General features: G+C 64.0%; 17 protein-coding genes. 7 read left to right on the top strand and 10 right to left on the bottom strand.

Annotation, left to right across the window (positions count from 1 at the left end; genetic code table 11):
• Positions 1 to 87 precede the first annotated feature (87 nt).
• Positions 88 to 1,461, top strand: a complete 1,374-nt coding sequence (locus V5E97_RS01530; protein ID WP_406697514.1) for a di-heme oxidoredictase family protein — start codon at positions 88 to 90, stop codon at positions 1,459 to 1,461.
• 228 nt (positions 1,462 to 1,689) lie between these two features.
• Here V5E97_RS01530 and V5E97_RS01525 read toward each other — a convergent pair whose 3' ends face one another.
• The 9 genes from V5E97_RS01525 to V5E97_RS01485 all read right to left on the bottom strand — a co-directional run bounded on the left by V5E97_RS01525 (position 1,690) and on the right by V5E97_RS01485 (position 10,009).
• A complete protein-coding gene (locus V5E97_RS01525; protein ID WP_406697513.1) occupies positions 1,690 to 1,845 on the bottom strand; it encodes a hypothetical protein in 156 nt (51 codons plus the stop codon).
• Positions 1,842 to 2,795 carry a WD40/YVTN/BNR-like repeat-containing protein gene (locus V5E97_RS01520; protein ID WP_406697511.1) on the bottom strand — a complete coding sequence of 318 codons (954 nt, stop codon included), beginning with the start codon at positions 2,793 to 2,795 and terminating at the stop codon, positions 1,842 to 1,844. The genes V5E97_RS01525 and V5E97_RS01520 overlap by 4 nt, the downstream gene beginning before the upstream one ends.
• A 205-nt stretch (positions 2,796 to 3,000) precedes the next feature.
• The gene (locus V5E97_RS01515; protein ID WP_406697510.1) at positions 3,001 to 3,720 is read right to left on the bottom strand and encodes a CAAX prenyl protease-related protein; all 720 of its coding nucleotides are present in this window, start codon (positions 3,718 to 3,720) and stop codon (positions 3,001 to 3,003) included.
• A complete protein-coding gene (locus V5E97_RS01510; RefSeq protein WP_406697509.1) occupies positions 3,717 to 4,385 on the bottom strand; it encodes an HAD family hydrolase in 669 nt (222 codons plus the stop codon). The genes V5E97_RS01515 and V5E97_RS01510 overlap by 4 nt, the downstream gene beginning before the upstream one ends.
• 122 nt (positions 4,386 to 4,507) lie before the next feature.
• Positions 4,508 to 5,875: a nickel pincer cofactor-dependent isomerase, group 22 gene (locus V5E97_RS01505; protein WP_406697508.1), complete on the bottom strand. Its 1,368-nt coding sequence runs from the start codon at positions 5,873 to 5,875 to the stop codon at positions 4,508 to 4,510.
• Between the two features lie 295 nt (positions 5,876 to 6,170).
• The gene (locus V5E97_RS01500; RefSeq protein ID WP_406697507.1) at positions 6,171 to 6,968 is read right to left on the bottom strand and encodes a hypothetical protein; all 798 of its coding nucleotides are present in this window, start codon (positions 6,966 to 6,968) and stop codon (positions 6,171 to 6,173) included.
• 458 nt (positions 6,969 to 7,426) lie between these two features.
• Complete coding sequence (locus V5E97_RS01495; RefSeq protein ID WP_406697506.1) at positions 7,427 to 7,744, bottom strand: hypothetical protein; 318 nt, start codon at positions 7,742 to 7,744, stop codon at positions 7,427 to 7,429.
• A gap of 96 nt (positions 7,745 to 7,840) precedes the next feature.
• A complete protein-coding gene (locus tag V5E97_RS01490; protein WP_406697505.1) occupies positions 7,841 to 8,842 on the bottom strand; it encodes a DUF1559 domain-containing protein in 1,002 nt (333 codons plus the stop codon).
• A 135-nt stretch (positions 8,843 to 8,977) separates the two neighbouring features.
• On the bottom strand, positions 8,978 to 10,009 hold the full coding sequence (locus V5E97_RS01485) for a DedA family protein (RefSeq protein WP_406697504.1): 1,032 nt from the start codon (positions 10,007 to 10,009) through the stop codon (positions 8,978 to 8,980).
• A gap of 327 nt (positions 10,010 to 10,336) precedes the next feature.
• Between V5E97_RS01485 and V5E97_RS01480 the strand changes: the two genes are divergently transcribed.
• The 6 genes from V5E97_RS01480 to hisG all read left to right on the top strand — a co-directional run bounded on the left by V5E97_RS01480 (position 10,337) and on the right by hisG (position 19,300).
• Positions 10,337 to 11,929, top strand: coding sequence for a CARDB domain-containing protein (locus V5E97_RS01480; protein WP_406697503.1), 1,593 nt, complete (start codon positions 10,337 to 10,339; stop codon positions 11,927 to 11,929).
• 318 nt (positions 11,930 to 12,247) lie between these two features.
• Positions 12,248 to 13,027 (top strand): alpha/beta hydrolase, encoded by a 780-nt coding sequence (locus V5E97_RS01475; RefSeq protein ID WP_406697502.1) that lies wholly within the window; start codon positions 12,248 to 12,250, stop codon positions 13,025 to 13,027.
• 711 nt (positions 13,028 to 13,738) lie between these two features.
• Entirely contained in the window at positions 13,739 to 14,989 is a 1,251-nt protein-coding gene (locus tag V5E97_RS01470; RefSeq protein WP_406697501.1) for a hypothetical protein, read from the top strand.
• Positions 14,990 to 15,348: 359 nt separating this feature from the next.
• Positions 15,349 to 16,722, top strand: a complete 1,374-nt coding sequence (gene hisS, locus V5E97_RS01465) for a histidine--tRNA ligase (RefSeq protein ID WP_406697500.1) — start codon at positions 15,349 to 15,351, stop codon at positions 16,720 to 16,722.
• Positions 16,719 to 18,257, top strand: a complete 1,539-nt coding sequence (locus tag V5E97_RS01460; protein WP_406697499.1) for a histidine--tRNA ligase — start codon at positions 16,719 to 16,721, stop codon at positions 18,255 to 18,257. The genes hisS and V5E97_RS01460 overlap by 4 nt, the downstream gene beginning before the upstream one ends.
• Complete coding sequence (gene hisG / locus V5E97_RS01455; RefSeq protein ID WP_406697498.1) at positions 18,254 to 19,300, top strand: ATP phosphoribosyltransferase; 1,047 nt, start codon at positions 18,254 to 18,256, stop codon at positions 19,298 to 19,300. The genes V5E97_RS01460 and hisG overlap by 4 nt, the downstream gene beginning before the upstream one ends.
• 117 nt (positions 19,301 to 19,417) lie before the next feature.
• Here the strand turns inward: hisG and V5E97_RS01450 are convergent, their stop codons facing one another.
• Positions 19,418 to 20,599, bottom strand: coding sequence for an acyltransferase family protein (locus V5E97_RS01450; protein ID WP_406697497.1), 1,182 nt, complete (start codon positions 20,597 to 20,599; stop codon positions 19,418 to 19,420).
• Positions 20,600 to 20,683: the final 84 nt, after the last annotated feature.

The following is a 20,683-nucleotide window of genomic DNA, read 5'->3' as shown; positions in this document are numbered from 1 at the left end:
ATGACGTCTTGTTCAACAAGTCGATCTCCGACTGTGTGACGCCGGACGATCCCCCAACGGGGTCCAGGCCAACGGGGAGGGTGCGTAATGCGAGCGTCAGGAGCAGCGATCAGGGTGATCGTGGTGGGGCTGGGTGTGTGGAGTGGCCTCAGTCTGGTCGGGCTGCCGGATTTGGCGGAGGCGGGTTCTCCGGGTAGCAAACCGCCCAATGTAATCGTGGAGTTAGGCAAACAATTGTTTGAGCGAAAGTGGATTGCCAACGACCCACGTTGCCACAATGGTGACGGCCTCGGCCCTGTGTTCAACGAAGCGTCCTGCGTGGCTTGCCACAACCTGGGAGGAGTGGGGGGCGCGGGGTCGAATGCGCGGAACGTTGTGATCGTGGCTCCGATTACGACGGGCCGGCTCGGCATCGAAGGCACACAGGCCGAACAGGCCCGTCGCCTGGCCGAGATTGTCAAGTTTGAGACCGGGTTTCCCGTGGCTGGGAGCGTCGTTCTCCACAAAGCGGGCACCCGCCCCGCGTATGACGTGTGGAAGACCTGGTTGCTTGCCAAGGAATTTCCTATGTTCACACTCCGAAAATCGGAGCGGAACACACCTTCTCTCTTCGGGACGGGGTTGATCGATGCCCTGCCCGACTCGGTGCTGGAGGAGGTTGAGAGGCGGCAAACGGCGATCGATTCCGAGATCTCGGGGAGAGTCTGTCGGCTCAAGGATGGGCGGATCGGCCGGTTCGGCTGGAAAGCGCAGATTCCCAGCCTGGAGGAGTTCGTGCTGACGGCTTGCTCCGTCGAACTCGGGCTGGAAGTCCCGGGCCATCACCAGTCGATCGACCCCAGTTCCAGTCTCAAGAGCAAGACCCAGGGACAGGTGGCCGAACTCGACCTCACCAGCGGCGATTGCGTGGCCCTGGTGTCTTATATTCGGAGCTTGCCCACACCGGTCCAGATCGAGCCGGTGAGTCGGGCCGTGTCGGAGAAGTGGCTCGAGGGAGGAGCGCTGTTCAAGAGCATCGGCTGCGCGACGTGCCACCTGCCGACTCTTGGCAATATTGATGGAATCTACAGCGACTTACTCCTTCACGATCTCGGGCCGGCCAATTCCGACAGCGGCGCCTACTATTCGGAGCCGATCGAAGAACGGTCGGACCTGGTCGTCGCGTCGGCCGCTCCCGCGGATTCGAATCTCGAGAAAGGCGCATCGAAGCCGAAGCCCGTAATTGGCGCAGAGAGCGTGGAATGGCGGACGCCGCCGCTCTGGGGGCTTCGCGACACGGCTCCTTATTTGCACAACGGTGGGGCCAAAACGCTGGAGGACGCGATCGCGCAGCATCGCGGGGAAGGATCGGGGGCGGCGGCGCGCTTCGCCCGTCTCTCGGGCATGGAACAAGGGAAAATTCGGGGGTTCTTGATGTCGTTGGCCGCCCCGTCTCCCTCTGGCCCGCGAACGGATCAGTGAGTCCTGCCGCCTTCACTTGAGGCAGGCACCAGGGAAATCGCGGCGCAAAGCTTCGCCGAATCGATATTTCTCGGTTGTGTCATGACCGACATCGGCCTCAGCGCGAAGCCAACGATTTCCGTAGGCTGGGCACGGCCCGCCATCTTGGCCTCCTTTTTGGGCAAGGAGATCGGGATGGCGGGCCGTGCCCGCTCGACGGGACGGATTCGATCCTCACGCTACGCCGTGTCAGGCGACGGGGCAGAGCTTGCGGGCGGCGCGGATCTGTCGCGAGAGAGGCATCCAGAAGGCGCCGGCGTTGGGGGTGACCCAGAGCTCGCCCGAAGTCAGCGCCATGATCACGTTGTCGGGAGCGGCCGGATCGTGACGGAGGTCGGCGATCATGTCGTTCTCGAAGGCGTCGGGGTTACCGCGGCGGACGAGCGACCAGGCCTTGCCCCCGTCTTTGCTCTCGTAGAGCGAGAACTCGAGTCCATCGAAGGGCCGTTGGCGAAGTCGCTCGGTCCTCGAGTCGCGGCGCCGGCCAGGAGGACGTCGGGTTCGCCCGGCTTGACCTCGATGGCGCTGAGGTAGCGGGCATTCTCCAGGCCGCTACTTCGGTCTTCCCAGGTCAGGCCCGAGTCATTGCTAATCCAGCAGCCGTCCGAGGTGGCGACGTAGACGCTCCCCGGGCGTTTGGGCGCGGTTCGGATCGCGAAGACGTCGACGGGCAGGCCCGGGCACTGGCTCCAGGAGACGCCCAGGTCGGTGCTCCGCCAGAGGCCCGCGCCTCGGACCGCGGCGTACCAGACCGGTGCCTTCCCCTCGCCCACGGCCAGCGTTCGGATCACGGTCGGTTGCTTCGACTTGGCGGCGGATGGGGTTCCCAGGCGGGTCCAGCCGGCCAGCTTGGCGGTCGCTCGATCGGACCCGCCGGGGACTCGCTTGGGCGCGAGCAAGCCCGTCGCCCCTTCGGCGAGTGACCGGGCACGACCGATCAATGAGGGGGCGAAGCCCCGGACGGGCGCTTTCGGATCGTTGTGGATCGGAATTGGCGCACCCACCGGGCGGCGCGCCAGTCCCTGTGTGCGCGTACCGAGCACGATGAACGGAGGAGTCCCCCAAGCGGCCAGCGCGGTCGGGCTTCCAGCTCCTTCGGACAGGGGGATCGTCCGCCAGTCCTGGCCGTGGTTGATGCTCTCGAGGACCTGCCCCGCGCGATCCAGGGCGAGCAGGATCCCCGGTTCCGGAGAGGCCAGGTCAACAATGGAGCGGTTTTGCAGGCTATGAAAAACCGGCCACGAGGCGCCCTCGAACCAGCGGTAGATTCCGTCGTCGGTGCCGATGAGGATCATGAACCCAGGAGCCCCCTGCTCGTTACTGTTCTCGGGATGTTCAGGAACAGGCCGGTAACAAACAGATCCAGTGGGACGGCAGGACCGGCCGTTGGGATTCGCTCAGGTGGCCCACTGGGCCGAAGTTCGTGATGAAAGTCAAGTTACGATAACTTCTTGCGACCGCTTGGGCAAGTCGATGGAGCGGTTCTCGTGGTTGGCTCGCTCACCAGTATTTCCAGTCCCCCGTCGCGATGACATAGAGGCCCAGGGCAAGGTTGGCCACGGCGTGGCTGACCACGCAGGCGGAGAGGCTTTTGGTCGCGTGAAGCAGCCAGGCCCAGGCCAGGCCGGTGAGTACGCCGGGCAGCCATTCGGGGTGAGCCAACCCGAAGCAGACCGAGGTCACCGCGGCCGCCAAGGGCGTGACCCGCCCGATCGGCACCCGATCGAAGTCGTTCTCGATCACCCAACGCATCAGGAACGACCGCCAGAACAGTTCCTCGATCAATGGGACCAGGATCACCAGTCCGAGCATCCGAACGGTGATGAACCCCCACTTGGCGGCAGGCGAGAGCACCCCGGGGTCAAACGACGTGCGCTTGCCCAGAAAGGGGAGTTCAGGATAGTACCCGTCCAGCCCGACCCAGAGCGCGGCGATCGCCAGGCCCACGACAATCGCGAGTCCCAGGCTCGTCAACCGGGGGAACGGCGAGAGATCGCGCCAGGTCGAACGGCAGGCCCAGACCAGGCCGGTGACCGCCACGACCTTGACTGTGTAGACGAGAGGATACCAGGTCGGGTTCGGCTGCCCGGCGACGAGCGGGAGGTAGCCTTCGAGTGTCGTGATCGCCAGGAAGCCGGCCATGGGAATGACGTACGGCATTACCGATTGGGGAGCGGAGGCGGAGGCGGAGGCGGTGGCGGAGACGGGTTGGTCAGTCATTGCGCGTGCTCATCTTCCAAGAGCGCCAGGACGGCGGGGTCGTCGAGTCGTGAGACGATCAAGGCGGCTGCGTGAAGGTTCTCGGCCGGGCTATGCTCATGAGGGACACCCACGGCGAATGCGCCCGCCTGCTTGGCGGCTTGCAGCCCCGCCACGCTGTCCTCCAGCACCAGGACCGAGGACGCGGGGACGCCGAACCGCGCCGCGGCTTTGAGGTAGATCTCAGGGTCGGGCTTGCCGCGCTCCACATCCTCCGCCGTCAGGAGGAACTGGAAACGATTGAGCAGGCCGTGGCTTCCCAGGAGTCGCTCGGCGTAACTTCGCCGCGATGAGGTCGCCACGGCCAACGGGAGCCGCCGCGCGGCGAGGCGATCGAGCAGTACGAACAGGCCAGGAGTCGGATGCACGGCGACGTCCAGCTCGGCCATGAACCGCGTTTTCGCCTCGGCCATCAGGTCCTCGACCGGCTCGTCCAGTCCCGCGAGCGTCTTGAACGCCTGGCCCGCGTCGATCGCGCGGCGGCCGATCATGGCCCGCATGATTTCCGTGGTCATCTGTTTGCCACGCTCGGCCAGCATCTCGCCGGCCACCCGGTGGAACAACGCCTCGGTATCGAACATCAGGCCGTCGAGGTCGAAGACGACGGCGCGGATCCGGGTTGGCATGAGGTCTCTCCGAAAGGAGCGGGCTGATCGCGTTGCGTGCTTGTTGGCTGATGGGTGATGGAGAGACGACCGTTCATCGCCAGGGAGAAATCCCCTGCCCTGCTTCACGAGAATGAGCTGTCTCACCCGTAGCACGGCCGGCCCGGCCGTTTTGCCCTTGGCGAGAAGGCGTTGAGGATTCGCTCAGCCACCATGATTTCGGCCACTGACACGGCGGGCGCGGACGCTCTCGGGGTAGAGCGTCTCTTGGTCCAGGGTTCCGGCAGAGTCGAACGGAATGGGGGCAAAGGAGTTTCGAAGCTCAGGCTTTCGTTGGCTTCGACCTCCTCAGCCAGCGGAGCGGTCACGTAGAAGGTCGTCAGCTCCAGGGTGTTGGGGATGATGACCATCCGAGCCTCGGCGCGGTCGATTCGCCAGCAGGTGTCAAGGCAGGCGGCGAACAGGTCGCGGTCGTTGGGCAAGGCGAGCGGGACTCGGGCCCGGGTCAGGAAGTTGCTCGTCATGCTGTTGACCCGCATCGGCGTCGGGTCGAGCGCCTTGACCAGGCGTTCGGTGGTCAGGTCGGCCAGGCCGATTCCGAGACCGTTTCCGCGCGTCTCTTCCGAGAGATCCAGGACGGCCAGGCGGGTGACGATGGGCCGAGGCAGGTCGGGCATCGTCTCGACCCGTTGCCGGCCGATCACGTTGGGGTCGAGGCCGGTCCCGCTGTAGTTCTTGCCGAGTTCTCCCACGACCAGGACGTCGATCTGGTCGAACGGCAGGCGCGCCATCAATTCACGCGATTCGTCGAGTAAGCGGGGCTCGACCGCGAGCAACTCCTCCGGCTCGACCGCGACGACGCGGGCCGTGCGTTCCTCGGCGTTCTCAAGCAGGGCCAGGCCGAGCGCGACCGGAGTCTTCGAGAGCAGGAACGAGCCGACCTCGGGGAGCATCCGTTTGAGGCCGGGGAGGCCGAGCTTGTGGACTTGCGCAGCCCCTTGCCGCTTGCCCAGGCCGATCGTCAGCATCTTGAGCAAGCCACTCTCATATCGGCCAGTGAACGAGGTATGTGGCTTGATCCGGTTCAGCAGAACGATGCCGTCTGCCTCGAAGGCGTTTCGGTCAAAGTGGATCGGCAGGCCGAAGCCATCGGTGCCGAGGACCACCGTGTCCATCTCCGCGCGAATCGGACAGCCGAGTGACTCCTCGGTCACGCCGAACTCGGCCAGCAAGGCACGCTGGCCTTCGGCGGTTCCGCCGCCGTGGCTGCCCATCGCAGCGACGACGAAGGGCTGGAAGCCCAGGTCGCGGAGTGTCTCGACCGCCGCGCGGGCGATCTGGTCGATCCCGGCAATGCCCCGGCTCCCGACGGTCAGCGCGACGGATCCGCCGGGCTTGATTCGGTCGGCGATCCGGCTCGAGCGGATGGCCAGGGCGATGGCGGCGGGGACGTCGGCGACCATGGGCTGACGGACAGCCTGGCGGACCCTGGCAATCGGTGGAAGGCTCATCGGTGCAAGCTCATGTGAGAGTGATTTTGAGGAGAGTGGCGGTGCCTGGGACCGTTGACTCCCTTGCTTTGGTTGACAGCGGTTTATCGGAGGCTGGGGTTACCGCCGCCTTCGCGACAATACCAGGATGCGGGCGGGGGGGCGTCCGCAGTCCCAAGGAAACGCATTCGAAGGTGGAAACCACTCTACCGCGGGCAAGGCGCACGCCAAAGCCCCTCGAGGTGGCGAGGGGCTTCCGGCGAACGGCTGCAATCGAAAGACGGCCCTCCACCCGAAAGGGCCGGCTCGATCGAGTTCAGGCCAAGGGGGCGCGGTTCTTCCGAATCCGGCGAGCCAAGGCGACGGCACCTGCCATGCCGGCCCATGCGAACACCGTGGACGGCTCAGGAATCGGGATCGGCTGGATCGTGCCGCCGGTCGCCGCGTAGGCGGTGGTCAGCTGCGACTGGGGGTCGATCGGGTTCGAGCCGAGGATCCCGACGAACTTCTGCGTGAACGGCTGGTCGGACAGGACGACGAACGTGGCGCTCTTGGCGCCGGCCTGAAGGGCGGGCGTGCCCTGGGCCGTATCGAAGTAGGTGGCCAGCAGCGAGCCGCTGGTCGTCTTCGGCAGCCAGTTCAACTGTGAGGGCGAAAGGATTCCCTGGCCGGGGGCCGCCACCGGGGCGCCGATGCCGCCGACCGCTCCGTCTTTGATCGCGTAGGCATAGACGCTCGAGCCGGTGTTGGTGAAGTCGGCTCCGACCGGGGTCGCGTTGAACTTCCAGGACGTGCCCCGGAGGTCGACCGGCGTGTTGTCCGAGTCGCTGACGTCGTTCAGGGCGTACTGATAGGCGTAGGCAAAGAGGCCCTCAGCCGCACCCGTTCCCTTGAACACCTGCGAATTCACAGTGCCCGACACGGGAGCGTCGGCGTACTTGAATGACGATGCCAGCGCGGGGGCGTCGTCGATCGTGGTGAACAGGCTGTTGAACTGGGACGCCGACATGTCTGCAATGTTCAGGGACTGGATGGCGTCGGCGTGGGCAGACGGTGCAGCCAGGCTCAGGGCCAGACCGGTCGCCAGAGCGACAGAGTAGATGAGCTTGTTCATTGCGTTTTCGATCTTCCAGGGTTGATCAGGAGGGTTCGCCGGACGAACCCAATTCGTGCGAGTTGGTCCATAACTCGCCGACCGGAGAACGTCTCCGGGCGGGCCCCGCGTGCTGCGTGATAACAGCGCACCGAGCGCGGCCAAGATCGATAAGTCGACCCCCCCGGGGGCGACCGACTGACCTCGGAGCCTCATTCCCTGTTCTGATCGAGTCCTGGTTCCGGCGACCGTCTTGCTCGGCCTTAGCGTCGCAGTATGGGTCGCTTAGCGGGTCGATCAGTTGCGCTGGCGGACGCTGGGGAAATCGGCTCGAATTGTGAGCACCTTCGAGGCAAGACTACGTCCCGACCCGAGGCGGCGTGAGGGTATCAGGCCTTTTCAAAACGGTCAACACGACTTTTACAAACATTCCCCTGTGTGTGTGGTCTCCCCGGAAACGCCTTGCTTTTCAGGGGAATTTATCGACGTTGGCCCCTCATGAAATCTCCCAGACGGCTCTGGGAGGTTTCCCATTCTCCCTCTTTTGCCTTGGTGATGATCGTCCCCAACACGCCGCCTGCGGCTTCGGAAAGTCCCCCTTTTGCCTGAAGGCTGCGAAGCTCCCCTTCGCACTGGTCGAGCAGCTTCGGATCGCGCAAGGAGACTGCCGTGTAGAGGGCGTCGACCGCCTTGAAGGCTGCCCTGTCTTCGCCGATTTGAGGCGGACGACCGCAGCCGCTGAAAGCGAGGACCAGGAGGCAGGCGACTCGTCGCGGGAGTGGGGAGCGGTTCATCATCGCGGGGTTCCGGAAAAAAGAGAGAGAGAGGCTGGGCGCAATCGTTCCCAAGGGTTGTGCATTTGCGAAAGTGGTGGTGGCTCCCTGCGGAGACGGTCAATAGTCGCCGCTGATCACTTCGCTCCCGTTTCGGGTGGAGAGGCTGACCCAGGTCCGCGGGTAGATCGTCTCCTTGGCGAACCGGACTGAGCCGTCGCCCATGAGGACGTTACAGCCTCCGACGTGGTCGGAGAACATCTCATCGGTGTGGCCGAACGGGTGGTTCGGGGCGTGGATCACCACTTGCGGGTGATCGTGGACGTCGGGGCCGCTATGGGCGCCCACGAGGTCGCCGCCACTGTTCGGGTCCGACGGCCAGCCTGGCTTGGGGGGAACGCTTGCAAAGGGAACCACTCCCACCCAGGTGGCATCCGCCAGTTTCGAGCTTCGCTCGCCGACGAAAACGGTGTTGGAGAGGCCGTCGGTCACCGCGGCGACCCGCGTCCTCGAATTCCGGTAGAAAGGCCCGTCGATCGCCGCCCCAGCGGTTCCCGGGACAGGCTCCACGATGTCGAAATCCGAGGAGTAGGCCGGACTCCGTCCCCAAGGCTGGTTGATCCCGGCGTTGGTGACGTAGTGGCTGTGGCCGAAGGTGATCGTCGGCGAGAACAGGCCCGCGTCGTCCGGGGCCTGCGCATTTCCGTTGGAGTATTTGTGAAGCGTAAACCCATCGCTCGGCCCGGCTGCGGAAGGGCAAATGAACACGGCGAGCTTGATACGGGCCGAGGTGCTGTTGGCTGGAGCCCAGCACGCCACGTTCGTATTGAAGCTGGCGTAGAGCGGCGCCTGTTCGAGGAATGGCAGGATCAGGGTCCCCCAGGCAAAACCCGGAAGCGTGTTCATGTTCTCGTCCGGATAGCTCACCCCGAATGCCGACCCGCTCGCTTTCGGATCCCCCACGTAGGCCGGAGGAAAGGCCCCCAACGCCGACTCGTAGTTCTGCAACGCCAGGCCCATTTGCTTCAGGTTGTTGATGCACTGAGCCCGCCGTCCCGCCTCACGCGCTGCCTGCACGGCAGGTAGCAGCAGAGCAATCAAGACGGCGATGATCGCAATCACCACTAAGAGCTCGATCAAAGTGAAACCGCGACTCTGCTCAAGCCGAGGCTCCCCGCATCTCATTTGGTTTTGGTGTGACATAACACGATTTCCTTGGTCATGAATCACGAAAGTTGATTTTCCCAAAGCTGTGATTCATAGGGATCGTAGTTGAATTTTTGCGATTTGCAATATGAATTTTTGGGCAACCAAAACTTTGGGCGTGGCAGAGGGGTAAGGCGGTAGGGGGAGACTGGTTTCTCGATTATCGTGGGTGGGATTCGAGCGAACGGGAGTGGTTCGGCTCGGCGAGGTGTGAAGCCTCTGGGGCGCGGTGGGGGGGCACCGGTTCGAGGTTGGGGGCGGTGGTGGTGATGGCGACGATTGGTGCGGCGGGGTCGGGGACGGGGATGGGAATGGGAATGGGGATGGCCGGCAGTGGTATCGGGAGGGTTCCGAGGCGCTGGGGGCGATGATCAGGACTTCGGGGGTGGGGATCGGCGTGAGGGGCACGGCGGAGTCGGTGGGTGATTTCGGGGGGGCGTGCAGGTCGTCGGGCGGGAGTGGGGCGTCGTCCGAGACGAGCACGGGGGGGCCGACGCGTAACCCGGAGCGTAGACGCCCCTTGTGGAAGCGGTGGAGCAGCCAGGAGGCCAGCACCAGCGCCACGATCGCCATTAGCCAGTGCTTCATCTGGTCGAAGCTGCCCTCGATCTGGTTTGCGAAGACGTAGCCGAGCCCGAACATCAAGAGGGTGCTCAGGGAGGCGGCGAGCACGTCGGTCAAGAACAGCTTCAGCACCGGGAGTTGCAGGATGCCGGCGGTCAGGTAGGCGGCGGTCCGAAACCCGACGGCGAACCGGCCGAGGATCAGGATCTTGAAGCCGTGGCGATGGAAGTAGCCCTTGATCTGGGTTTCCCGCTCCAGCGTCAGGAGCTTGCGGGTCATCGGCAGGCTGAGGACTTTGTCCCCGTAGTAGTAGCCGATGAAATAGACGATGAAATCGCCGAGGAGGACTCCGACGAAGCACGAGGCGAGGGCGAACGGCCACCACATCCGCTCGCTCTTGGAGAGGACAGCGGCCAGGATGATTGGCGCTTCCTCGGGGACTGGAAGCCCCAGGCCGCCAAGCACGAGTAGTAGCGAGATCCCCAGGTAACCGAGTTTTTCGATCAATGCTTCCGTCAATCGCCACTCCCTGCCGCACGTCCTCGCGCGCCTCGCTCAAACCTCCGGAAGAAGTGGTATCATAACGCCTCCAGGTCGTCGAGAGGCGCTGGCAGGCCGGTATCATTCTCGATTCCTCTGGCCAGCGGGTCCAAGCGAGCCCCGTTTGGGATTGGTGGGAGTCCGTCTTGACCGGATTGTCGTTGGCGGATAGCCTCCGCGCAGAGTCCCAAGGAAGGGCTGATGCCGACCTCTCGCCGACGCACCCAACAAGGCCCGGGCGCCCGTTCGACTCAGGGCGTCCTCTGTCGATTGCCGAGCCGTCTTCTCAAGGAGGAGAAGCCCCTGATGTTGTCGAACAACCGCCGGGCCGCCGCCCGCCGCCGCGCCTGGGGGCGTGGTCCGATCATACTCCGCTTCGAACCGCTCGAGGGCCGGCAACTGCTCGCGGCGAATGCCTTACCCGACCTGGTGGGCGCCGCGTTGGATACCTCGGCGCTCACTCTCGACTGGGGCGACAAGTTCCACGCAACCGGGGTGATCAAGAACCAGGGCAATGGCGCTCAGGTCGGGGAGATCCCGGTGGCGATCTACGCCTCGACCAACCCGGTCCTCGGCCCGGGATCGGTCTTGCTCGGGGCGACGAACATCCCCGGCGACCTCGATCCCGGCGAGACCGCAACCTTTGATCAGGCCCTCAGCCTCCCCCCGACCTCGATCCCGGGCTACTCGGGGCAGCCGATCTACATCACCCTGCGGGTTGATCCCCAAAATACGGTCGTCGAAAGCAACGATAACAACAACTTTGCGGTCGGCCAGGGCTTCGACACGGCGAAGCTGACCATCGCCCAGAGGGTGCCTTCGAGCCTGATCGGCTCGTCACTGGGGGTCTATCCCGACCAGACGACCTGGGGCAAGCAGGTCACCGTGACGGCGCAGGTTCGCAACAACGCTGCGGGGGATGCCCCCGCCACCCGGGCTCAGGTCATTCTGACTCCGACGAGCGTGAATCCGGGAAATGGGGCGGACGTGACGGTCGGCTACCTCGATATCCCGGCCGTCCCGGCCTATCAGACGATCAACGTCGTGGGGACGATCACGCTGCCTGCCGCTCCCGTCACGGCCCTGGTGGGGAACACGTCGTTCTACTTGTCGGTGCTTCAGGACGCCGATTACATCACCAACCCGCTCTATCCCCACGTGCCCACCCAGGGGCTCGGGTTCGACGTCACGCAAATTGCGATCACCGGCGGAGCGACCCCAGCCGAGTTGTCCGCGCTTCCCAAGGCCGAACTGGCCGCATCGGGAGTCGTCGCGCCGTCACAGCCGATCGCCTGGGGGCAGAACTTCCAGGTCACGACTACGGTCCAGAACCTGGGGCGGGCCGATGCCGGACCGTTCCACGTCAAATTCATCCTGACGGGGGCCAATGGATCGCTCGATCATGCGATCTACCTGGGAGATGCGGCGATCGAAGGACTGCAGTCCGGCTTTAATCAGCAGATCGTCCAGACGCTCAATCTTCCGAACCGGCTCCCCAACGGGCTCACCCTCGATAGTGTAGGCGTCGGCAAGATTGCGGTCATGATCGACCAAGACTACGCGGTCGACGAGGCCCTGAAGTCGAATAACGTTTCGCTGTCGAATCCGGTGACTTTGCGGGTGTTGGGGACCGATGGCCGGAGCACGGTGCCGACCTCTCCCACGGGCACGAGCCTGGGCCAACCCCAAACCGCGGGAGCGCTCACGCCCACGAAACCACTCACCAAGGCGCAGGCCAGGATGCAGGCGCGTGCTCAGGCTCGGGCTCAGGCGAGAGCCCAGGGCAAGCTCTATCGTCGCCCGGTCCAGCAAGAAAAGAGCCTGGTCGACAAAATCGAACATAACCTCAAAGTCTTCCCAGGCAAAGTCAAGGACTTCGTCAAGGATCTTTTCGACTGACGATACGTCGAAGACATACCGTTTCGCCCATCTTTATCGCGGGAGGCTTCGACCTCCCGCGATGTCTTTTGGGAACATTGGCTTCGCGCGTAACCGTTAGAATCCGAGTAAGTTCTGTCAAACTGCCCAGTTTCGGGCGCGGCGAAAAAAAACTTGAGACAAAATCCAAATTAACTGCGGGATTTATTGAAGAGCGGCAATTCGCTGGCTATGCTTGGCACAGACCGAACGGGTCTTCTGCCATCGAGATGAGCCGCACCGGTCGTTTGACGGGATGGACGCCATCTTGCCTGCTTGCCTCCGAGGAGCACCTCGACGATGTCCAGCGACCGGCTCAACGCCCCCTTCCACGAGACGACGACCGGGACGGGATCGCTCGTGGAGGCGCGTTTCGTTCCTCAGCGCTATGAGCCCAACTACCCCTATCCGCTGCTCGTACTCCTGCACTCCCGAGGGGGGGATGAGCAGCAGATGGTGCGGTCGATGCCGGCGCTGAGTTGGCGAAACTATGTCGGGCTGAGCCTTCGTGGACCTGAGCCGGCTATCAAGCGAGGTCGGGCGGACGGGTTTAGCTGGGGTTCGGAGTTTGCCCGCCCCGATCGCCGGGTTCCCCGACCCTTCTCTGCCCACTCGGAAGCGGACATCGTTCGCCATCGGCTGATCGAAGGAGCCCCTGACGCGATCGATTCGCTCGAGGATGGCCTTTTTTCATCGATCCGTCAGACGCGTCGTGCCTTGCACGTTCACTCCGAACGCATCTTCCTGATGGGTTGTGGGGAAGGGGCGGCCGTCGCTTACCGGATCGCCTTGAGCTACCCCGAACGCTTCGCGGGGGTGGTGGCGATCAACGGCTGGCTTCCCGGTGGATTCCGTCCGTTGGCTCGGCTCAAGGCCTGCCGTGACCTGCGGATCCTGGTGGTCCACGGCGAATGGAACGCCCGGGTTCCGGTTCAGTCCGCCCGCCGCGACGTCCGCGTGCTCCGCGCGGGAGGTCTCCGCGTCGCATTCCAATCCTACCCCTGTGCCCATCGCCTGACGTCGCCGATGCTCTCGGACGTTGATACCTGGCTCATCAACCACTGCACCAACGAAGAGTAAGCCCCATTTCCCCGGGCGGATCGGCTTGGCTCCCTCCCTTCGCCTTGCTCAAACCGATTCCAAGAGGGTGGGCATGGCCCACCTAAAGCTTCGCCGAACTCGTTTTGAGTTGATCAACGATTAACGATGGTTCGGCGGCCAGAATCCGATTTTCCCCGTAGGGTGGGCACGGCCCGCCGTAATTTCTCAATAACCCCGGGTGGTGCATTTGAACAGTGGTGAACTGCGCTCACGTTTACAGCGTCCGGATCGCCTTTTGAGGACCATTGAAGGCATCCGGGGTCCATAAGCAGCCGTCCCTGTTCATCAGTGAACAGATTGTTGCCCGGGGTTATTGAGAAGTTACGGCCCGCCATCTTAACCTCCTTCTGGGCAAGGAGATCGGGATGGTGGGCCGTGCCTGTATTTCGGCAGGGATTCGGTCCTCACCGTGCGATGGTTGTAAGTTGATGATGACTTCATAAAGGGTTCAACGTAGCTTTGCTTTACTTCCTGTTTTCCTCATCCCCTTTCTTGGCGTCGACTTGATACAATTTGCGTCATTCCTATTGATATGGGAGGGACGACCACTCCGTTCTTCCCGATCGGGGGCGTCGAGTTGCCTCTTCGTCGCGTCAAATAATGATCACTCGCTCAGGGGTGATCTCAACAGGGTTGTGCTGGCTTGGTCGTTGTGAGATCAGGTCAGGCCGTGATGTGGAGACACCGGGGATGGGCGAGGGCGGATCGTTTGCCTGTCCGGAGTGTGGTAACGAGCTGACGTTGAAGGGGACCTCGGCTGGCCGGCAGTTGCGTTGCAACTGGTGCGAGACCTGGGTTGAGGTTCCCTTTCTTCCTCGAGCCGTGGTGCGCCGCACGCGTTTTTCACGGGGGCGGCCCAGGTGGGTGGCCTGGACGTGGTGGGGCCTGGCAGCCCTGACCCTGTTGCTGGTGGTGTTCGGGACCCGAGGGATTCTGCGGACGCGGAACCGGCAGCGGATCGAGCGGAACCTGACAGCGCGGATCGCCGATGCGACGGCCGAGGAGCGTGCGGGGCGATTCGAGGCGGCGGTCAAGTCGATCCACGCTGCGCTTGCCGAAGCGGCTCGGCTCGAACCTCAGCAGCGTCCGGCTCGGATGGCGGAACTCGAGGAGCTCAGGGACAGGTTTGTGCGTCGCGCGGCGGTGGCTCAAATCGAGTCGGCGGCCAAGGCCACGCCGGGGGAGGCGATCGCGACCTATAAAGCGTTGCTCGCGCGGACCTGGCGAGAAGGGACGCTCGAAGGCCTTGAGGGAACGCTGCGCGAGAAGCTCGAACGGACCCGTCGGCAGTGGGCCGAGGCCGACTTGGCCGCTGCGAAGCAGGCCGTTGTTGCGGGACTGCCCGACGAGGCGATCGACCTCTGCGAACGCTCGATCAAAACGGCTGAGGAACTCGCTCCTGCCGTTCAGAACCCACTTCAGAATCAGGCGAACGCAATTGTGGCCGCGTTGATCGACCAACGAGGCGTGATTTACGACCAACCCCAGGGTCAATTCACCCTCGGGACGCCCCAATCCTATCGCACCGCGCTGCAACCTGTGCTGGGCCCCGTTCTGCGGCAGCATGGCTATCTGACGGACCGACCTTCCTCGTCCTGGCACTCGCTTTGGACGACGAGGGCACCCTACCACTTCAGTTTCGACGTGGTGGAACGCCAGCACGGGGACTATCTCAACACCAAGAGCCAACTCAGCATCCTGTCGCTCCGGATGATGCTGAGCCGGAACGGTTCGTCGATCTGGCAAGCGGGCCCGCTCCAGGCTCAGACACAACCTTCGATCCCCAGTCTGTCCGCGTTCACAGCGAGTCGGTTTGCGACCGACGAACGTCGGCGAGCCGAGTTCGAGCGAGTGCTTTACGACGATGCCCAGGCCACCCTCATGGCGAAGGTCCAATTCTCGCTACGCAGCTTCCTCGACATCCGCCCCTCCACGCCTTAACGATCCCCGTTCCCAGAGAATCGGGAACGAGGGCGGTCCCCTCCCCCTCTGCTTTTGAATCGAGTTGAGTGGGATGAAAGTGTGGGTAGAGGACGCGTTCACGGTCCCAGGAATCGTGATTTCGGATCAGCTTGCGTGAGGCGAGCCACTCTCCAGACCGTTCCCCTCGAACGTTTTGCGGGTCGACTGCGTTTGCCGTATCTTGCCTCAGGGGGAACGGTTTGCTACGATCGGACGGGTCGTGGACCTCTTCCTCCGGGGCAGGCGGCGTCGCCGCGCGACGCACCAGGAGGGAGTGTTTCCGGGCTTCTCCGACCCACGTTTTTTTTCAGCCTCGCCTTCGGAAGGATACGCCTGCCATGATCGATCCCCGCGTCGCCAGTGGGCTGCGGGATATTCCCCCTTCGGTGATGATTCCGCGTGAGCGGATGCTCGCCAGCTTTCGCAAGACCTTCGCCTCCTTCGGTTATCTGCCGATCGAGACTCCGCATATCGAGCGGATGGAAGTCTTGACGGGCAAGGGAGCCGGATCGGACGAGGTCCTCCGTCAGATCTTCGACGTCACCAACAAGGGGGGGACTCCGGGCGAGCTCGCCTTACGGTTCGACCTGACTGTGCCGTTGGCCCGATTTGTGGCCAAGCACGTCAACGACCTGGGTGTCCCGTTCAAGCGGTATGCGATCGGCTCGGTCTTCCGTGGTGAGCGGCCGGCCAAGGGGCGATTCCGCGAGTTTGTTCAGTGCGACTTCGATACCGTCGGGACCGAAAGCGCACTGGCCGACGCGGAGACGGCCCAGGTGATCCACGACGCCTTGGCGTCGGCCGGGGTCGCCGCGTTCACGATCACGCTGAACAACCGGAAGATCCTCGACGGAATGCTCGACACGCTTGGCCTGGCCGACCGCACCGGCTCGGTGCTCCGCGCCCTCGACAAGCTCGCCAAGATCGGCCGCGAGAAGGTGGTCGACGAGCTGCGGAAGGGCGATGCGGAGTCGACCGAACGAGGCGCCGGTCTCTCGGAAGACCAGGCCAGCCGGGTGCTTGACTTCGTCGAACAAGGGCGGGGCGGGACCGAGGTCCTGACCCAGGCTGAAGCCACCCTGGGGACTCATCCCAGGGCCGCCGACGGGATCAAGAATCTGCGTGAGGTGCTCGGTTTGCTCGAAGCGGCCGGCGTTCCTCCAGAGCGGGTTCGGATCGACCTGGGGTTGGCCCGTGGGCTCGACTATTACACGGGGGTCGTCTTCGAGACGACCGTGAACGGCTGGGAGAAGTTCGGGAGCATCGCCTCGGGGGGCCGGTACGACAATCTCGCCAGCCTGTTCACCGAGCGTCGGCTGCCGGGCGTGGGCGCGTCGATCGGGCTCGACCGGCTCCTGGCTCTGATGGAAGAGGCAGGGTGGCTGAAGGGGGCATTGACCACGGTGCCGATCCTGATCGCGAACTTCCCTGGCGTGGATCCGGCGACCCCGGTTGCGCTTGCGAGTCGCTTGCGGGCCGCGGGCCTGGGGGCCGAAGTCTTTCCCGAGCCGCTTCAGGTCGGCAAGCAGATGGGTTATGGCTCGGCCCGAGGGCACAAGCTCGCGGTGATTGTCGGTCCTGACGAGCAGGCTTCCGAACTCTTCAACCTGCGGAACCTTGCCACCCGCCAAGAGCAGAAGGGTATTCCTCAGGCCGAGCTTGTGACGGCGATCGCTGAGGCATTGAAGGCCATTGAGGGGACGACGTCATGAGCCGCGAACCCTCTGCAACCGCTCCCGCCGCGGAGCGTCCCATCGACACGGTCCGGGGTACGCGCGACTGGCTGCCCAGCGACCACGCCCGGCTTGCCGCTCTGGAGTCCTTGCTGCTCGACCGGTTCGCCCGGGCCGGTTACGAGCCGCTCAAGACCCCTGTCTTGGAATTCACCGAACTCCACGAGCGGAAAAGCGGCGCCGGGATTGTGGCGAAGCTGTTCGAGCTCTCAGGTACAGGTCAGCCTGGCGTCTGTCTTCGTCCCGAACTGACGGCCGGGATCGTTCGCGCCTACACGGCGGCGGCCGAGCCACCCCCCCTCCCCTGGCGGGTCAGCCATTCCGGCCCTGTCTTCCGCTATGAGACCCCACGTCCCGGCCGGCTCCGCGAATTCCAGCAGGTTGGGGTGGAGAGGCTGGGAGACTCGGGACCGCTGGCGGATGGTGAGGTCATCTGGCTGGCCGACTGGGCCCTGGCCCAGGCTGGGGTCGAAGGGGCGACGATCCGCCTTGGGCACGTCGGCCTGATCCTCGAGATGCTCGAGCGGTCGGGTTTGCCGGCCCCTCTGGCCTCGGCCTTGATCGAGATGCTCAGCGAGGCTGCCGCCGACGGACGCGATGTCCGGGCCCTGGAGCGAGGCCTGGAACAACTCTCGGGGTGGCTCCAGACCGCCGAGGCGGTGGAGATTCCCAACGCGGTCGAGCGGGCCGATGACGCCGGTATCGACCGCCTGTTCCGAACCCTCGTCCCGGTGGTCACCGGCCGGCGTTCGGGGCACGAAATCGTTCATCGGCTCCGCCGCAAGTGGGACCTCAGCCACGGCCTGCTCGGAGCCCTGGAGCGGGTCCGGGCGCAGGTCCACGACCTCGCCGAATTGAAGGGCCATCCCGATGTTGTCCTGGCCCGCCTGGCCCGCGACTACGAGTCGAGCGCACCCGAGTCGGTCGCGGCGTTGCGGACCTTGGTCCGGACGTTGAGCGACTACGGTGTCGGACTCGACCGCGTTGAACTCGACCTCGGGTTTGGCCGGGGCATTGGGTTCTATTCGCAGATGATCTTCGAACTCCTCGTGCCCACGCCCGAAGGGACGGTCGAAGTCTGCGGAGGGGGACGGTACGACGGCCTGGCCCGCGTGCTGGGGAGCGACCGCGACGACCGAGGGGTTGGATTTGCCTTCGGTCTGGAGCGGCTGGCGCAAGTCCTCGAGGCTCAGGGACGCACGACCTCGGCGGTCACGCCGTGCGGGTTCCTGGTCCTGGCCGCCACGGCCGAGGCGCACCCAGGCGCGGCCCAACTCGCGACGCGGCTTCGCAACGAGCAAGCCCGCGCGGTCTTGTCGGCCGACTGCGGTCTCGACGAGGCGACCGCCCTGGCGAAGTCGCTCGGCCTGGCCTTGATTGTCGTCGTGACCGGCTCCCTCGACTCGCCGAATGGGATGACCGTACATGACCTGGTGAACTCGACCCAGTCCGCGAGTTCGGTTTCCGATCTCGTCCGTTTGGCCCGCGCCGAGGCCGAGGGCCGCCGCCGATGACCACGCCGACCATCGACCCCATTCGCCTGGCCGTCCCCTCCAAGGGGCACCTGTACGAAGGGGTCGTCGAGATTCTCAAGACCGCTGGCTACAAGGTCCGACGCGCCAGTGATCGCCAGTATGAGGCGACGATCGCGGGCCACCCGCGGTTCCATGTCGTCTTCATGCGGCCGACCGACATCGTGACCCAGGTCGAAGAGGGCCGCTGCCACCTTGGGGTGACCGGCATGGACCTCTTCGCCGAGCGCGCGGCCGAGTCGGCGAAGACCACCGTGGTCGTGCCCGACCTCGGCTACGGCGGCTGCCGGCTGGTTGTCGCCGTCCCCGAGAGCTGGATCGACGTCTCGCACATCATTGATCTTGTGGATTTGACCGCCGAGTTCAAGGCGAGCGGCAAGACGTTTCGAGTCTCGACCAAGTACTCGGCCCTGACCCAAGCCTACTTTCGCAAGTGGGGCATCTATTACTACCAGTTGATCGACTCCGACGGAGCGCTCGAACTGCACCCGAGCCTCGGGATTGCCGACGTGATCGTCGACCTGACCAGTTCGGGCACGACGCTCAAGGACAATCGGCTCCGCGAGATCGAAGGGGGGACCGTCCTCGACTCGGCCTCTTGCCTGATCGGTCATGCTCCCGGCCTGGCCACGCTGGCCGCCGAAGGGGAGACTGGCCCGTTGGCCCTCTTGCTCGACGCGATGGACGGTGTTCGCGCCTCGGACGGTTGGCTCCACCTGGAAGTGGTGGGCAGCCCCGCCGCCCCCGGCCCAGAGACCGCGGCGACGGTGGCCGCCTACCTGCGTCAGCAAGGAGCCCAGCACATCGCTCGCGGCGAGGTCTGGGACGACCAGGACGCCCCAGGCTGGCGCGTCACGGCCCTGGTGGCTGCGAAACGCCTGACCGCCTGCCAGCGCCGGCTCTTCGAGCTTGGTGCGAATCGGGTCGTCGGTCTCCCCACCCGCTTCGTCTTCGACCGCGATGGGCACTCCACCTTCGATAGCCTCAAGGCGCGGCTCCTGGAGCTTGGCGAACGAGTCGGCTGATTGGCAAGGCCGGCTAGGGCCAATCCATCCCCCTTTTTTTTCATTCCCTTGAATCGGACGCGGGCGGGGAGCATCACTCCCTGCCCTTCCCAACTCCATCACCTGCCCCCATTGGTCTCAGCCGTTCGGTTCGACGGCCATCTCTCCGGGCGACGACTTCTGAGTCTCCAGTTTCTTCGCCAGGCTGCGTCCCAGGACCATCGCGGGCACCTCAACCCATTGGTAGAAGTACGTCGCGATCGCGAGGCTCAGCGCGATCGAGAATGGCAGAAGCAGGGCGAGCGAGAACTGCGGCCAGGCGAGGTGTAAGACGGCCAGCAGCACGACGGTATGGAGCAAGTACGTGCTGTAAGAGATCCTTCCCAGGTAGATCGGGAAGGAGCAGCGCAAGACGGCCCCGAGGCGTCGCGATCCGAGCGCGCTGATGATCAGCATCGCTGACCCGACAATGGGAAGATAAGCGTTGATTTGAAAACGATGAAATATTTTCCAGTGAGGAAAAAAGCCAAGATAATTGTAAAGCAATAATGCAATCACAAACCAGAGGACCTGAGCCGCGATCCACATCCGATTGTAGGCGGCGATCAGGTGGTTGCGATGCCGGGCCAAGACCGCACCGACGACAAACGGGAGGACGACGTAGAGCGAATAGGGATAGTCGCCGAGCACGTCATGGCCCACGCGATCCAAGACCAGGCCCGCCACCGAAAGCAGGAATGCGACGCCAATCGACAGTTGCCAGCGAAGTCGCATGACCACGACCATGATGATCGGGAACACGATCGAGATCCGCATCTCGTGGCGCAGCGTCCAGATCACGGGGTCGAAGGCGCTGTTCGGAAAACTGGGTACGAGAAGTAGGTGTTCGGCGACGAGTTGGGGGGTCGCGGGGGTCCTCCAGAACTGGTTGACCCAGTGACTGAGGCCCACGAGTGGGCCGTCCGGCAGGGTTTGCGCGAGGACGATGGCCAACACGATCGCGACGAGATAAGGCAAGTGGATTCGGCAAACACGCTTGGCGAGGTAGGCGGGATAGGGCGCTTGCCGGCCGTTATAGAACGGTAAGGACAGCACAAATCCGCTCAGAACAAAGAACAAGGTCACTGCGGCGGCCCCATCCCAAAGGATCAGGAGGGGGGTCGCTTTGAGACAATTGATCAACATCATCTCAGTCTTGCCCGCTGTGTTTGAAACCATCAGCGGGAGCGTCGATAGGTGATGACAAAAGATGACGATGAGGGCTGCCACACCTCGTAATGAGTCGAGCTCTTCATATCGGCGGGTATGGTCAACATCCATGTTGATTTCTGCAACAGAGCGAGTACATCGTATGTGCGATGTCGTACTCTATCGCGTTGCTCCCGGATCTGCAAGTCCCGGGAC

The sequence above is a fragment of the Singulisphaera photorubra genome, from assembly GCF_045290345.1.
GTDB lineage: Bacteria > Planctomycetota > Planctomycetia > Isosphaerales > Isosphaeraceae > Singulisphaera.
This window is presented reverse-complemented; position numbering and strand designations above follow the sequence as displayed.

What these genes read in the sequence shown, in the direction of transcription:
- V5E97_RS01495 (WP_406697506.1), bottom strand. Translation starts at nt 7,744, where the DNA reads ATGATGAACCGCTCCCCACTCCCGCGACGAGTCGCCTGCCTCCTGGTC.
- V5E97_RS01515 (WP_406697510.1), bottom strand. Translation starts at nt 3,720, where the DNA reads ATGACTGACCAACCCGTCTCCGCCACCGCCTCCGCCTCCGCCTCCGCT.
- V5E97_RS01475 (WP_406697502.1), top strand. Translation starts at nt 12,248, where the DNA reads ATGTCCAGCGACCGGCTCAACGCCCCCTTCCACGAGACGACGACCGGG.
- V5E97_RS01460 (WP_406697499.1), top strand. Translation starts at nt 16,719, where the DNA reads ATGAGCCGCGAACCCTCTGCAACCGCTCCCGCCGCGGAGCGTCCCATC.
- V5E97_RS01525 (WP_406697513.1), bottom strand. Translation starts at nt 1,845, where the DNA reads ATGATCGCCGACCTCCGTCACGATCCGGCCGCTCCCGACAACGTGATC.
- V5E97_RS01520 (WP_406697511.1), bottom strand. Translation starts at nt 2,795, where the DNA reads ATGATCCTCATCGGCACCGACGACGGAATCTACCGCTGGTTCGAGGGC.
- V5E97_RS01470 (WP_406697501.1), top strand. Translation starts at nt 13,739, where the DNA reads ATGGGCGAGGGCGGATCGTTTGCCTGTCCGGAGTGTGGTAACGAGCTG.
- V5E97_RS01500 (WP_406697507.1), bottom strand. Translation starts at nt 6,968, where the DNA reads ATGAACAAGCTCATCTACTCTGTCGCTCTGGCGACCGGTCTGGCCCTG.
- V5E97_RS01480 (WP_406697503.1), top strand. Translation starts at nt 10,337, where the DNA reads ATGTTGTCGAACAACCGCCGGGCCGCCGCCCGCCGCCGCGCCTGGGGG.
- V5E97_RS01530 (WP_406697514.1), top strand. Translation starts at nt 88, where the DNA reads ATGCGAGCGTCAGGAGCAGCGATCAGGGTGATCGTGGTGGGGCTGGGT.
- V5E97_RS01510 (WP_406697509.1), bottom strand. Translation starts at nt 4,385, where the DNA reads ATGCCAACCCGGATCCGCGCCGTCGTCTTCGACCTCGACGGCCTGATG.
- hisS (WP_406697500.1), top strand. Translation starts at nt 15,349, where the DNA reads ATGATCGATCCCCGCGTCGCCAGTGGGCTGCGGGATATTCCCCCTTCG.
- V5E97_RS01505 (WP_406697508.1), bottom strand. Translation starts at nt 5,875, where the DNA reads ATGAGCCTTCCACCGATTGCCAGGGTCCGCCAGGCTGTCCGTCAGCCC.
- V5E97_RS01450 (WP_406697497.1), bottom strand. Translation starts at nt 20,599, where the DNA reads ATGGATGTTGACCATACCCGCCGATATGAAGAGCTCGACTCATTACGA.
- hisG (WP_406697498.1), top strand. Translation starts at nt 18,254, where the DNA reads ATGACCACGCCGACCATCGACCCCATTCGCCTGGCCGTCCCCTCCAAG.